At 61.1% G+C, this 12,945-nt stretch carries 13 protein-coding genes; 2 read left to right on the top strand and 11 right to left on the bottom strand.

What is annotated here, in order from left to right; genetic code table 11:
* Window positions 1-6: 6 nt before the first annotated feature.
* The 3 genes from recX to G7009_RS06190 form a co-directional block, all read right to left on the bottom strand.
* Window positions 7-474, bottom strand: coding sequence for a recombination regulator RecX (gene recX / locus G7009_RS06200; protein WP_181129036.1), 468 nt, complete (start codon window positions 472-474; stop codon window positions 7-9).
* A gap of 8 nt (window positions 475-482) precedes the next feature.
* A complete protein-coding gene (gene recA, locus G7009_RS06195; RefSeq protein ID WP_181129035.1) occupies window positions 483-1,556 on the bottom strand; it encodes a recombinase RecA in 1,074 nt (357 codons plus the stop codon).
* 100 nt (window positions 1,557-1,656) lie between these two features.
* Window positions 1,657-2,139, bottom strand: coding sequence for a CinA family protein (locus tag G7009_RS06190; protein WP_181129034.1), 483 nt, complete (start codon window positions 2,137-2,139; stop codon window positions 1,657-1,659).
* A 168-nt stretch (window positions 2,140-2,307) separates the two neighbouring features.
* On the opposite strand from G7009_RS06190, the gene mutS reads away from it, so the two are divergent.
* Together mutS and fdxA are read left to right on the top strand one after the other, a co-directional pair.
* Window positions 2,308-4,875: a DNA mismatch repair protein MutS gene (mutS, locus tag G7009_RS06185; protein ID WP_181129033.1), complete on the top strand. Its 2,568-nt coding sequence runs from the start codon at window positions 2,308-2,310 to the stop codon at window positions 4,873-4,875.
* Between the two features lie 140 nt (window positions 4,876-5,015).
* Window positions 5,016-5,339 carry a ferredoxin FdxA gene (fdxA, locus tag G7009_RS06180; protein WP_181129032.1) on the top strand — a complete coding sequence of 108 codons (324 nt, stop codon included), beginning with the start codon at window positions 5,016-5,018 and terminating at the stop codon, window positions 5,337-5,339.
* A 464-nt stretch (window positions 5,340-5,803) separates the two neighbouring features.
* Here fdxA and rpoS read toward each other — a convergent pair whose 3' ends face one another.
* From rpoS to G7009_RS06140, 8 genes are all read right to left on the bottom strand, one after another.
* A complete protein-coding gene (rpoS, locus tag G7009_RS06175; RefSeq protein ID WP_181129031.1) occupies window positions 5,804-6,811 on the bottom strand; it encodes an RNA polymerase sigma factor RpoS in 1,008 nt (335 codons plus the stop codon).
* Window positions 6,812-6,914: 103 nt separating this feature from the next.
* A complete protein-coding gene (locus G7009_RS06170; protein ID WP_181129030.1) occupies window positions 6,915-7,772 on the bottom strand; it encodes a peptidoglycan DD-metalloendopeptidase family protein in 858 nt (285 codons plus the stop codon).
* A gap of 178 nt (window positions 7,773-7,950) precedes the next feature.
* Window positions 7,951-8,589 (bottom strand): protein-L-isoaspartate(D-aspartate) O-methyltransferase, encoded by a 639-nt coding sequence (locus tag G7009_RS06165; RefSeq protein WP_181129177.1) that lies wholly within the window; start codon window positions 8,587-8,589, stop codon window positions 7,951-7,953.
* A gap of 38 nt (window positions 8,590-8,627) precedes the next feature.
* Window positions 8,628-9,377 (bottom strand): 5'/3'-nucleotidase SurE, encoded by a 750-nt coding sequence (gene surE, locus G7009_RS06160; protein ID WP_181129029.1) that lies wholly within the window; start codon window positions 9,375-9,377, stop codon window positions 8,628-8,630.
* On the bottom strand, window positions 9,365-10,423 hold the full coding sequence (gene truD, locus G7009_RS06155; protein ID WP_181129028.1) for a tRNA pseudouridine(13) synthase TruD: 1,059 nt from the start codon (window positions 10,421-10,423) through the stop codon (window positions 9,365-9,367). The genes surE and truD overlap by 13 nt, the downstream gene beginning before the upstream one ends.
* Entirely contained in the window at window positions 10,420-10,893 is a 474-nt protein-coding gene (gene ispF, locus G7009_RS06150; protein ID WP_181129027.1) for a 2-C-methyl-D-erythritol 2,4-cyclodiphosphate synthase, read from the bottom strand. The genes truD and ispF overlap by 4 nt, the downstream gene beginning before the upstream one ends.
* A 72-nt stretch (window positions 10,894-10,965) precedes the next feature.
* Window positions 10,966-11,820, bottom strand: coding sequence for an S-formylglutathione hydrolase (gene fghA, locus G7009_RS06145; RefSeq protein WP_181129026.1), 855 nt, complete (start codon window positions 11,818-11,820; stop codon window positions 10,966-10,968).
* 8 nt (window positions 11,821-11,828) lie between these two features.
* Window positions 11,829-12,941: an S-(hydroxymethyl)glutathione dehydrogenase/class III alcohol dehydrogenase gene (locus tag G7009_RS06140; RefSeq protein WP_181129025.1), complete on the bottom strand. Its 1,113-nt coding sequence runs from the start codon at window positions 12,939-12,941 to the stop codon at window positions 11,829-11,831.
* Between the last annotated feature and the right edge of the window lie 4 nt (window positions 12,942-12,945).

Raw genomic sequence — 12,945 nt, 5'->3', positions numbered from 1 at the left:
TACAACTCAGTCGTCCAGGTCTCGGCCGCTCAACAGGCGGCCGATCATTTCCATGGAGAAACCACGATAAGCCAGGAAACGCGTCTGCTGTGCTCTACTACGTGGATCTTGCGGACGTTGGCCGGAGAATTTGCGTTGCCAGACTTCCTGCAAGCGAGCCGCCCATTCCACACCACTATCGCGCAGCGCCTGATCGATATCGCCGCGGGCAAGACCCCGCTGGCCCAGCTCTTCGCGTATCCGCGCGGGACCGTAGCCAGCGTTGGAGCGGTAGGATATGAAACTTTCCAAATAGCGAGCTTCGCTGAGCAGCCCCTCCTCGGCCAGTCGATCGAGCGCAGGCTCGATCAACTCCTCGGGAGCACCGCGCTGACGCAACTTGCGCGTCAGCTCGACTCGACCATGCTCACGTCGCGCAAGCAGGTCCATGGCTGTCCGCCGCACCGCGACGGGGGTGTCGAGTATGGCGGACATAGGATCAATCAATAACCGGCGTTAGCGTCGGCGTCGGCTACATCACTGGCATCCGCAGTCACTGCTGCAGCTTTGCCTTCCGCGGCGACAGTGCTTGGGTTAAGCAGCTTGTCGCGGATCATCTTCTCGACCTCGGCCCCAATGGCAGGGTTTTCCTGCAGGAACTTCGCCGAGTTCGCCTTGCCCTGACCGATCTTGTTGCCTTGATAGCTGTACCAGGCACCGGATTTCTCCAGGAAGCCGTGAGTCACACCCAGATCGATGATCTCACCGTTGCGGTAGATGCCCTTACCGTAGAGGATCTGGAACTCAGCCTGACGGAAAGGAGGCGCAACCTTGTTCTTGACGATCTTGACGCGGGTTTCGCTACCGACCACCTCGTCACCGTCCTTGACCGCACCCGTCCGGCGGATATCCAGACGCACCGATGCATAGAACTTCAGGGCGTTACCACCGGTGGTGGTTTCAGGGCTGCCGAACATGACGCCGATCTTCATGCGGATCTGGTTGATGAAGATGACCAGGCAGTTGGCGTTCTTGATGTTACCAGTGATCTTGCGCAGCGCCTGGGACATCAGGCGGGCTTGCAAGCCCACGTGCATGTCGCCCATCTCGCCCTCGATCTCGGCCTTTGGAACCAAGGCTGCCACGGAGTCGACGATGATCACGTCGACCGCATTGGAACGCACCAGCATGTCGGTGATTTCCAGCGCCTGCTCGCCGGTGTCCGGCTGCGAGACCAGCAGATCGTCGACGTTGACACCCAGCTTGCCGGCATACTCCGGGTCGAGTGCGTGCTCGGCGTCGACGAAGGCGCAGGTGGCACCGTTCTTCTGGGCCTCTGCGATGACGGACAGCGTCAAGGTCGTCTTACCGGACGATTCCGGGCCGTAGATCTCGACAATACGGCCTTTCGGCAGGCCGCCAATGCCCAATGCGATGTCCAGCCCCAGGGAGCCGGTGGAGATGGCAGGAATGGCCTGCCGCTCATGGTCGCCCATGCGCATGACCGCGCCCTTGCCGAACTGGCGTTCGATTTGACCCAGGGCCGCAGCCAAGGCGCGCTTCTTGTTGTCGTCCATTGAAATCCTCACGTGATCGACTGGCCCTGATGGCCATACACTGTATAAGTAGCCAGTATTATTCCACAGGGATGCGTTTCCGCAAAGCCCTCCCGCTCATTTACTCTGCACCAAGGTGTAACAGGCCCTCCAACGCGGCGATCACGGTTTGTCTCCGTACGGCTTCGCGGTCGCCGTCGAACCAACGCCTTTCGCTTTTCACCTGCTCACCGTCGGCCCAAGCCAGCCAGACCGTGCCGACAGGCTTGGCCGTCGATCCACCATCGGGTCCCGCCACCCCGCTGACCGCAACCGCGAAACGCGCGCCGCTGGTCGCCCGGGCGCCGCGGGCCATGGCCTCGACCACCTCCCGACTGACAGCACCTACCTCGCTGAACAGCGTTTCGGCCACACCCAGCTGGCGCATCTTCTGGGCGTTGGAATAGGTCACGTAACCAGCCTCGAACCACGCCGAACTACCTGGCACTCGAGTAATCGCCTCGGCGATACCGCCACCGGTGCAGGATTCAGCCGTACTGACTTGGGCATTCAAATGGCGCAAGTGTTCACCCAGGCGGACGGAAAGTACGGTAATGGCATCCATTGAAGGGCTCCTGTCAAGACTGACTCCTACCCTATCACCACGCCGGCATCGAACAAATGGCCGCGTGCGCCACTGACGTTGGCATGCCCAACGCTGCGCAGCCACTCGAAAGCCTGTAGTATTAGCCGTTTCGCATTTGCCCCCAGATCATCCGCTGTAAGGCCCCGAATGTCCGACCTCTCCGCACACACTCCGATGATGCAGCAGTACTGGAAGCTGAAGAACCAGCATCTGGACCAGCTGATGTTCTACCGCATGGGCGACTTCTACGAGATCTTCTATGAAGACGCGAAGAAGGCGGCCAAATTGCTGGATATCACCCTGACGGCCCGTGGCCAGTCGGCCGGGCAGTCGATTCCCATGTGCGGGATCCCGTATCACTCGGCCGAGGGTTACCTGGCCAAGCTGGTGAAGCTGGGCGAGTCGGTGGTGATCTGCGAACAGATCGGCGATCCGGCCACCAGCAAGGGGCCGGTGGAGCGCCAGGTCGTGCGAATCATCACGCCGGGCACGGTCAGCGACGAGGCGCTGCTCGACGAACGCCGGGACAATCTGATCGCCGCGTTGCTGGGTGACGAGCGCCTGTTCGGGCTGGCGGTGCTGGACATCACCAGTGGCAACTTCATGGTCCAGGAGATCAAGGGGTGGGAGAACCTGCTGGCCGAGCTGGAGCGGGTGAACCCGGTGGAGCTGTTGATCCCCGATGACTGGCCCCAGGGCTTGCCCGCCGAAAAGCGTCGAGGCTGCCGACGCCGGGCGCCGTGGGACTTCGATCGCGACACGGCGCGCAAGAGCCTGTGCCAGCAGTTCGCTACCCAGGACCTCAAGGGCTTCGGTTGCGACAAGCTGACCCTGGCCATTGGTGCCGCCGGCTGCCTGCTGGCGTACGCCAAGGAGACCCAGCGTACCGCCCTGCCCCATCTGCGCAGCTTGCGTCATGAACGCATCGACGACACGGTCGTGCTCGATGGGGCCAGCCGGCGCAATCTCGAGCTGGACATCAACCTTGCCGGCGGTCGCGACAATACCCTGCAGTCGGTCATCGATCGTTGCCAGACTGCCATGGGAAGCCGTCTGCTGACCCGCTGGTTGAATCGTCCGCTGCGCGACCTCAAGGTATTGCAAGCGCGTCAAGGTTCGATCCGTTGCCTGCTCGATGGTTATCGTTTCGAAAAGCTGCAACCGCAGCTCAAGGAAATCGGCGATATCGAGCGAATTCTGGCGCGTATCGGCCTGCGCAACGCGCGGCCACGCGACCTGGCGCGCCTGCGTGACGCGCTGGGTGCGCTGCCCGAACTGCAGAACGGCCTGGCCGAACTGGAGGCTCCGCACCTGGCGCGCCTGGCTGCCATTGCCGGGACCTACCCGGAGCTGGCCGGGCTGCTGGAAAAAGCCATCATCGACAACCCGCCCGCGGTGATCCGCGACGGCGGTGTGCTCAAGACCGGCTATGACAGCGAACTGGACGAGTTGCTGGCCATGAGCGAGAACGCCGGCCAGTTCCTGATCGACCTGGAGGCGCGCGAAAAGGCCCGTACCGGCCTTGCCAACCTCAAGGTCGGCTACAACCGCGTGCATGGCTACTTCATCGAATTGCCGACACGGCAGGCTGAACAGGCACCGGCCGACTACATACGGCGGCAGACCTTGAAGGGTGCGGAACGCTTCATCACGCCAGAGCTCAAGACGTTCGAAGACAAGGCATTGTCGGCCAAGAGTCGCGCCCTGACCCGCGAGAAGATGCTCTATGACGCCTTGCTGGAAAACCTGATCGGCCACCTGGCTCCGCTTCAGGACACCGCCGCCGCGCTGGCCGAGCTGGACGTGTTGAGCAACCTGGCCGAGCGTGCGCTGAATCTGGACCTGAACTGCCCCACCTTCGTCAGCGAGCCATGCCTACGGATCGAGCAAGGTCGCCATCCGGTAGTCGAGCAAGTCCTGACCACGCCGTTCGTGGCCAACGACTTGGGGCTGGACAGCAATACACGCATGCTCATCATCACCGGCCCCAACATGGGCGGTAAGTCGACGTACATGCGTCAAACCGCGCTGATCGTTCTGATGGCGCACATCGGCAGCTTCGTACCGGCCGTGAGTTGCGAGCTGTCGTTGGTGGATCGGATCTTCACGCGCATCGGCTCGAGTGACGACCTGGCCGGTGGACGCTCGACCTTCATGGTCGAGATGAGCGAAACCGCGAACATTCTGCATAATGCCACCGACCGCAGCCTGGTACTGATGGACGAAGTCGGCCGAGGCACCAGCACCTTCGATGGCCTTTCCCTGGCATGGGCAGCCGCCGAGCGGCTGGCACAGCTGCGTGCGTACACCTTGTTCGCTACCCACTATTTCGAACTGACGGTACTGCCGGAAAGCGAACCCTTGGTGGCAAACGTGCATCTCAGCGCTACCGAACACAAGGAGCGCATCGTGTTCCTGCACCATGTGCTGCCAGGTCCCGCCAGCCAGAGTTACGGGCTTGCGGTCGCCCAGCTGGCCGGCGTGCCGGCGGCAGTCATCCAGCGGGCTAGGGAGCATCTGGACCACTTGGAGGCTTCCAGCCTGCCGCATGAGAAGCCGTCAACCCAAAAAAGTCGTTCCGAAATCCCGCACCAGAGCGACTTGTTTGCCAGCCTGCCCCATCCGGTCATCGACAAACTCGGCAAGCTGGATCTGGACAACATGACACCGCGACAAGCTATCGAAATGCTATATCAACTGCGAACTCTGTTATAACGCGCTCGCGCGCAAGCTGATAGAATCCCGCGCGGTTTGCCGGAGCTGCGGGCTACTAGCCTGGCCTGCAGCCACACCTGTAAACCGCGCCGCCCCGATCAAGGAGGGCGCGCTGCCGTTGCCTGAGGAGAAAACTAGAAATGACCTTCGTCGTCACCGACAACTGCATCAAGTGCAAGTACACCGACTGTGTGGAAGTCTGTCCGGTGGACTGCTTCTACGAGGGCCCGAACTTCCTGGTGATTCACCCGGATGAATGCATCGACTGCGCCCTGTGCGAGCCGGAATGCCCTGCCCAAGCGATCTTCTCGGAGGACGAGGTCCCTGAGGACATGCAGGAGTTCATCGACCTGAACGCCGAACTGGCAGAAGTCTGGCCGAACATCACCGAGAAGAAGGACGCGCTGCCTGAGGCCGAGGAATTCGACGGTGTGAAAGGCAAGATCAAGGATCTGGAACGCTAGACGCGCTTCAATTCCGAAAAAGGCCCGCGAGGGCCTTTTTTATTTTCTGTAGACGAAAAAAGGGGCGGTATGACCCGCCCACATTTTTTCCGTAGTCCCTGTACTCCAATCATCGTCCTGATGAATCGCGTCTTGCGATGTCCCTGACTCTCGTCCTTGAAAGTCTGTGTCAGTCCGTAGACACAGTTGAGATACTAGCGATTCCAGTGATGGGAGCAAGCCGGAAATCAGTCAAAACGCTACAGGAAACACATTCCAAAATATCTAAAAAAATCTTTTAAATCATCTGCTTATAAAAAATCAGAGGATAGAAAAGGCAATTGTTTACTGCTCCCCATTACAATGACTTACGTCACAGATAAGCAATCTCCTACAAGAAGAGCAGCTATTTTGAGTCGGTGTTATTTCCAACAGATACAAAGACGCCCCGACCAAGCGGGGCGTCCTGTCATGAGCGCCGGGAATTACTGGAACAATGACTCGCTGGACAGGCCATTCTTTTCCAATATCTCACGCAGGCGCTTGAGACCCTCCACCTGGATCTGACGTACCCGCTCCCGTGTCAGGCCTATCTCCAGCCCGACGTCCTCCAAAGTACTGCTTTCATGTCCACGCAACCCGAAGCGGCGAATCACCACCTCACGTTGCTTGTCTGTCAATTCGCCAAGCCACTCGTCGATGCTCTGGGACAGGTCGTCGTCCTGCAGCAGTTCGCAGGGATCGGTTGGACGATCATCTGTAAGGGTATCGAGGAGTGTCTTGTCGGAGTCCGGTCCCAACGATACATCCACCGAAGACACTCGTTCATTCAGGCCCAGCATGCGCTTGACCTCGGCAACCGGCTTTTCGAGCAGGTTGGCGATTTCTTCGGGAGAAGGTTCGTGATCGAGTTTCTGGGTCAGTTCCCGCGCGGCACGCAGGTAGACGTTGAGCTCCTTGACCACATGGATCGGCAGGCGAATGGTGCGGGTCTGGTTCATGATCGCCCGCTCAATGGTCTGACGGATCCACCAGGTTGCATAGGTAGAAAACCGGAAACCACGCTCGGGGTCGAACTTCTCTACCGCCCGAATCAGGCCAAGGTTGCCTTCTTCGATCAGGTCGAGCAGCGAAAGACCTCGATTCACGTAACGCCGAGCGATCTTCACCACCAGACGCAGGTTACTTTCGATCATGCGTTTACGCCCGGCGGCGTCGCCTTTCTGCGACAACCGTGCGTAATGCACTTCCTCTTCTGGTGAAAGCAGAGGCGAAAATCCAATCTCATTGAGATACAGCTGAGTGGCATCGAGTGCACGGGTGTAATCGATGTACTTGTGCTGCTTGAGCGAGGAGCCTTTGTTGGCTCTGGTCCGAACCGGAGATACAGCAGGTTCGTCTGACACCACATCCGTTTCCAAGACGATGCCCGTTTCCATCAGGAGAACGTCATCGTCGATGTCAAACTCCGGCACTTCTTTACTGAGAGCCATTGTTATAGTCCTTTGCTGAGTTCGAACTCAGACTCGAGCGGCACCTGTTCCCTGGTATCGCTGGAGCCTGTCCCCCCACGTCAGGACAGGCCGGGTACAACAATCAACGCCGCGGCAGGAATTGCAAGGGATCGACTGGCTTGCCCTGGCGGCGAATCTCGAAATGCAATTTCACCCGATCAGTGCCCGTGGACCCCATTTCAGCGATAGCCTGCCCTGCCTTGACTTGCTGCCCCTCCCGAACCAAAAGCCTGCGGTTATGACCGTAGGCACTGACATAGGTATCGCTGTGCTTGATGATGATCAGTTCGCCGTAGCCCCTCAAACCACTCCCGGCGTACACCACTGATCCCTTAGCAGCAGCAAAAACAGGCTGTCCCAAATCACCCGCGATATCAATGCCTTTATTCAAACTACCGTTTGAAGCAAATTTTCCAATCAGCACACCGTTGGCGGGCCATGTCCAACCACCTGCGGAAATCTCCGCGGCAGGCACTGGCGTGCCTACGGCAGTCCCGACAGCCGGCGTGTTCGGTACCGGCTTGGCGGGGGTACTGGTACTCGGGGCAGTCGCTACGACAGGGCGTCTGGTGACCGTGGTCCGGCTTGAGGACGAAGGGCTGGAAACCACGGTGGTAGTGCCCGCCGAACCGCTACTGAAACGAATGGGCTGGCCCGGACGGATGGTGTAGGGAGGACCGATGTTATTGCGGGCAGCGAGCTCCTTGTAGTCCCAGCCATAACGGAAAGCGATGGAAAACAAGGTATCGCCAGGTTTGACGATGTATTGCCCAGACGTCACGGTCGGCCGCTTGGGCGCCGCGTTATTGCGGTCGACGACGCGTGCACTGTTGCTACCGCTGCTGGAGCAACCCGCCAGGAAGGTCCCCATGGCCAGCGCGATCACCAGAAGCCTGAAGCATGATAGATCCTTGCGCTGCCGAATGATTGTGTGACCCACCCGCCGCTTCCTCTCATGGTGACGATAAGACATGCAATATTGTTTCAATTGTAACCGAGCCCATCCACGTTGGTTGCATCGGCACAGCCCACGGCCGCCAACGCTTGCCAGGGGCCCCGCCAGATAGACAGGGCAACGCCGTGAGAATTCGTCGCCGATGCAAATATTCCGCGCTGTTTCAGGCCACGGGGCCATTGAGCAGCGGCACGAAACGCACGTTGCCGAGGACCCGACGCGAGAAACCCTGTTCCTCACGAACGATCAGCATCAGTTGCTGCAGCTCTCCCGCAGCCCCGACCGGGATCACCATGCGCCCGCCAGGCGCCAGTTGGTCGAGCAGCGCCTGTGGCACATGCGGCGCCACGGCAGTGACGATGATGCCGTTATAGGGGGCCAGGGCCGGCCAGCCTTCGCAGCCATCCCCCCAGCGGAACACCACGTTGCGCAGGTTCAGCTCCAGCAAGCGCTCCTTGGCACGATCCTGCAGCACCTTGATGCGCTCCACGGAAAATACACGCTCAACCAGTTGCGCCAAAATGGCGGTCTGGTATCCGGAGCCGGTACCGATCTCCAACACCTTGTCCAGCGGGCCGTCCTCCAACAGCAACTCGCTCATGTGCGCGACCATGTACGGCTGGGAGATCGTCTGGTTATGTCCGATCGGCAGAGCGGTATCTTCATAGGCGCGGTGAGCCAGGGCCTCGTCGACGAACAGATGACGCGGTGTGCGTCTGATCGCATCGAGCACCTGCTGGTTGGATATTCCCTCTTCGTATAGGCGCTGGATCAGCCGCTCCCGGGTCCGCTGGGACGTCATGCCGATGCCGTGGCGCATCATGTTGTCCTGTTCGCGCATCAGAGCAGGCCCTCCAGCCAGCCCTCGATACGCTCGAAGGCATCGTTGAAGGTCCGGTCGAGCTGCAGGGGAGTGATGGAAACGTAGCCCTGCATCACCGCGTGAAAATCGGTACCTGGCCCGCCGTCCTCGGCGTCCCCGGCCACGGCGATCCAGTAGCCTTCCTTGCCGCGCGGATTGACCACCTTGGTCGGAGCGGCCGCGCGCGCGCGATGGCCAAGGCGAGTCAATTGAATGCCACGGATGTGCTCCAGAGGCAGGTTGGGGATGTTGACGTTCAGTACGGTACGCGGCGGCAACGTCAGGCGTGATTGCGCCTCGACCAGGCGTCGAGCGATATGCGCGGCGGCCGGCAGGTTGTCGGGCTGGCGCGAGACCAGCGAGAAGGCCAACGAGGTGCCGCCGAGGAAGCGCCCCTCCAGGGCCGCGGCGACGGTGCCCGAGTACAGCACGTCATCGCCAAGGTTCGCGCCCAGGTTGATGCCTGAGACGACCATGTCCGGTGTCTGCGCCAGCAGGCCATTCAGGCCCAGGTGAACACAGTCCGTGGGCGTACCGTTGAGGCTGATGAAGCCATTGGCCAGGGTCTGTGGACACAGGGGCCGATCAAGCGTCAGCGAACTGCCGGCGCCGCTCTTGTCTTGATCAGGGGCAATTACCACGCACTCCGCGTAGTCCGCCAGCGCGGCATGCAGCGCGGCGAGTCCGGGTGCGGTAACACCGTCGTCATTCGAAATCAGAATACGCATGGGCTGTCCGTCTGCCCTGCCGGCACCAGATCGACAAGCTCGCGCACTACGACGGTGGCGAAGCATCCGGCCGGAAGGACGAATTGCAGTTGCAGGATATCAGGCTCGGGATAATGCCATGTCAGCTCGCCAATAGGGAGCCGCAGGATACGCCGTTCCTGGGCCATGCCGGCAAGTGCCAGCCACTCGCACAAGGTCGCGTGTCGATTGCCGATATCGGCTTCGGCTCGCGCCGTAGCGCCTGTGGCGGGCGTCTCGCCTTCTCCCCAGAGTGGACCGGTGGGGTGCAAGTCGAGGATTTCCAGCCGTGGATCGGAACATTCCGACTCGCCAGCCGGAAAAAAGCTACGACTATTTGTGAACGCCAACAGGTCGCCCACTTGCGCCAGCCGCCAGCTGCCATCCTCCACACGCTTCGCCAGTACCTGGTTGAACAGGAAACTGCGCGCTGCCGACAACAGCCTCGATCGCACATTGCGTTGCTCGGGCAGGGCCCTGCGAGCTGCCCAGTCGATGGCGTCATGGACGTTACCGCCTTCGTAGCCGAAGCGTTGGCTACCAAAGTAGTTCGGCACGCCCTGCTGCTTCATCAGCGCAAGACGCGCGTCCAGGGCCCGGCGATCGGCGGCCAGGGCCGTCAGGCGCAGGGTGAAGCCGTTGGCCGAATGGGCGCCACGCTGCAGCTTGCGCTGGTGGCGCACCTGCTTGAGGATGCGCAGACTGTCATCCTCCGCGCGCGACAGGTCAGGATCGGCCTTGCCCGGCAAATGCAGGCTGAACCACTGACGGGTCAGGGCCTGGCGGTCCTTGAGGCCGGCATAGCTGATGGCGCGCGCGGGCACACCGGCGGCGCGAGCCAGGCGGCGGGCCGCGTCCTCGGTGTTGAGCTCACGCTTCTCGACCCATAGCCAAAGGTGCTCGCCCTGACCGGAGAGCGGGATGTCCAGCACTTCATCAACCTGAAAGTCCTCGGCAACCGCCTTGAGCACCGCACTGCCAAGCGCTTCGCCCCAGGCCCGCGGCCCGAGCAGTTCGAACTCGGTCATATGGCCAGCAACAGGGCGACCGCATGCACGGCAATCCCCTCCTCGCGGCCGACGAAGCCCAGTTTCTCGGTGGTGGTCGCCTTGACGTTGACCTGGTCCAGTTCGACTTGCAGGTCCTCGGCGATCAACTGGCGCATGGCCTCGATGTGCGGGGCCATCTTCGGTGCCTGGGCCTCGATGGTGGCGTCGACGTTGCCCACCTTCCAGCCTTTGGCCTGGACGATACCCACTACATGACGCAACAGCACGCGGCTATCGGCGCCCTTGAATCGCGGATCGGTATCCGGAAAGTGCTTGCCGATGTCACCCAGCGCCGCGGCACCGAGCAAGGCATCGCTCAATGCATGCAGGAGCACGTCACCGTCGGAGTGGGCCAGCAGGCCATGCTTGTGCGCGATGCGCACTCCACCCAAGGTAATGAAATCACCGTCGCCAAAACGGTGCACATCGTAGCCGTGGCCAATACGCATAGAAAAACGCCCTGATTGATTCAGGGCGTGATTCTACCTGCTTTGCCCCTGGCTTGGGCGGGCTTTGTCGGGTTACAGCCGACCCAGCGCCATGGCGTGATGCCGCAGGTGTTCCTCGATGAAGGTAGCAATGAAGAAGTAGCTATGGTCATACCCCGGCTGCAGGCGCAACTTCAGGTCATGCCCACCCCTCCTGGCGGCCTGCTCCAGCGCTTCGGGCTTGAGCTGCTTCTCCAGGAAGTCGTCGCGATCACCCTGGTCCACCAACAACCCGGGGCACTGCCCCGCGGGTGTCTCGGCGAGCAGGACACTGGCATCCCATTCGCGCCAGCGCGCGCGGTCCTCGCCCAGAAAACGCGAGAACGCCTTCTCGCCCCACGGGCAATCCATGGGGTTGCTGATCGGCGAAAAGGCCGACACCGAGCGATAGCGGCCAGGGTTACGCAATGCGCAGACCAGCGCGCCATGCCCACCCATCGAGTGGCCACTGATGCTGCGCTGGTCGGACGCAGGAAAGTGCGCTTCGATCAGCGCTGGCAGTTCCTGAACCACATAGTCATGCATCTGGTAATGCCTGGCCCATGGTTGCTGGGTCGCGTTGAGATAGAACCCCGCCCCCAAGCCGAAATCCCACGCGCCGTCCGGATCCGCGGGCACCTGTTCCCCACGCGGGCTGGTATCGGGCGCGACGATGATCAGACCCAGTTCGGCGGCCAGGCGCTGGGCGCCGGCCTTCTGCATGAAGTTCTCATCGGTGCAGGTCAGCCCGCTGAGCCAGTACAGCACCGGCAGCTTGTCGCCCTGCTCGGCCTGCGGCGGCAGATAGACAGCGAAGACCATGTCGCACCCCAGCACCTGGGAATGATGCCGGTAACGCTTGTGCCAGCCGCCGAAGCTCTTCTGGCAGGAAATGTTTTCCAGGCTCATGGCGGACCTCAGAAGTGGATGACGCTACGGATGCTCTTGCCTTCATGCATCAGGTCGAAGGCCTTGTTGATGTCTTCCAGGCCCATGGTATGGGTGATGAAGGTATCCAGTGGAATCTCGCCCTTCTCGGCCATGTCCACATAGCTCGGCAGTTCGCTGCGGCCGCGGACGCCACCAAAGGCGGAACCGCGCCAGACGCGCCCGGTGACCAGCTGGAATGGACGGGTGGCGATTTCCTGGCCGGCTCCGGCCACGCCGATGATCACCGATTCACCCCAACCCTTGTGGCAGCACTCCAACGCCGCACGCATCAACTGCACGTTACCGACGCATTCGAACGAGAAGTCCACGCCGCCGTCGGTCAGGTCGACGATCACTTCCTGGATCGGGCGATCGTAGTCCTTCGGATTGACGCAGTCGGTTGCGCCCAACTGACGGGCGATCTCGAACTTCTCCGGATTGATGTCGACGGCAATGATCCGCGAAGCCTTGGCCTTGACCGCGCCGATGATAGCCGACAGGCCGATGCCACCCAGGCCGAAGACCGCCACGGTGTCACCTGGCTTGACCTTGGCGGTATTGAGGACCGCGCCGATACCGGTGGTGACGCCGCAACCGAGCAGGCAGACCTTTTCCAGGGGCGCCTCCTTCTGAATCTTGGCGACCGAGATTTCCGGCAGCACGGTGTACTCGGAGAAGGTCGAGGTCCCCATGTAGTGGAACAGCTGCTGACCTTTGTAGGAAAAGCGGGTAGTGCCATCGGGCATCAGGCCCTTGCCCTGGGTGGCACGAATGGCCTGGCACAGGTTGGTCTTGCCGGAGCGACAGAACTTGCACTGGCCGCACTCGGGGGTATACAGCGGGATGACATGGTCGCCAACAGCCACCGAGGTCACGCCCTCGCCTACCGCCTCGACGATCGCTCCGCCTTCGTGGCCAAGAATCGAAGGAAAGATGCCTTCAGGATCCGCGCCGGACAATGTGTAGGCATCGGTATGGCAAACGCCGGAAGCGACGACGCGCAGCAGGACTTCACCCGCCTTGGGCATGGCGACGTCGACTTCGACGATTTCCAAGGGTTTATTCGCCTCGAAGGCAACGGCGGCGCGGGACTTGATCATCGTA

The organism is Pseudomonas capeferrum (genome assembly GCF_013523055.1).
Lineage (GTDB): Bacteria > Pseudomonadota > Gammaproteobacteria > Pseudomonadales > Pseudomonadaceae > Aquipseudomonas > Aquipseudomonas capeferrum_A.
The sequence above is the reverse complement of the archived record's forward strand: the minus strand, read 5'-3'. Positions and strand labels throughout refer to the sequence as shown.

Coding starts and splice junctions, on each gene's coding strand:
- recX (WP_181129036.1), bottom strand. CDS start 474: ATGTCCGCCATACTCGACACCCCCGTCGCGGTGCGGCGGACAGCCATG.
- recA (WP_181129035.1), bottom strand. CDS start 1,556: ATGGACGACAACAAGAAGCGCGCCTTGGCTGCGGCCCTGGGTCAAATC.
- G7009_RS06190 (WP_181129034.1), bottom strand. CDS start 2,139: ATGGATGCCATTACCGTACTTTCCGTCCGCCTGGGTGAACACTTGCGC.
- mutS (WP_181129033.1), top strand. CDS start 2,308: ATGTCCGACCTCTCCGCACACACTCCGATGATGCAGCAGTACTGGAAG.
- fdxA (WP_181129032.1), top strand. CDS start 5,016: ATGACCTTCGTCGTCACCGACAACTGCATCAAGTGCAAGTACACCGAC.
- rpoS (WP_181129031.1), bottom strand. CDS start 6,811: ATGGCTCTCAGTAAAGAAGTGCCGGAGTTTGACATCGACGATGACGTT.
- G7009_RS06165 (WP_181129177.1), bottom strand. CDS start 8,589: ATGACGTCCCAGCGGACCCGGGAGCGGCTGATCCAGCGCCTATACGAA.
- surE (WP_181129029.1), bottom strand. CDS start 9,377: ATGCGTATTCTGATTTCGAATGACGACGGTGTTACCGCACCCGGACTC.
- truD (WP_181129028.1), bottom strand. CDS start 10,423: ATGACCGAGTTCGAACTGCTCGGGCCGCGGGCCTGGGGCGAAGCGCTT.
- ispF (WP_181129027.1), bottom strand. CDS start 10,893: ATGCGTATTGGCCACGGCTACGATGTGCACCGTTTTGGCGACGGTGAT.
- fghA (WP_181129026.1), bottom strand. CDS start 11,820: ATGAGCCTGGAAAACATTTCCTGCCAGAAGAGCTTCGGCGGCTGGCAC.
- G7009_RS06140 (WP_181129025.1), bottom strand. CDS start 12,941: ATGATCAAGTCCCGCGCCGCCGTTGCCTTCGAGGCGAATAAACCCTTG.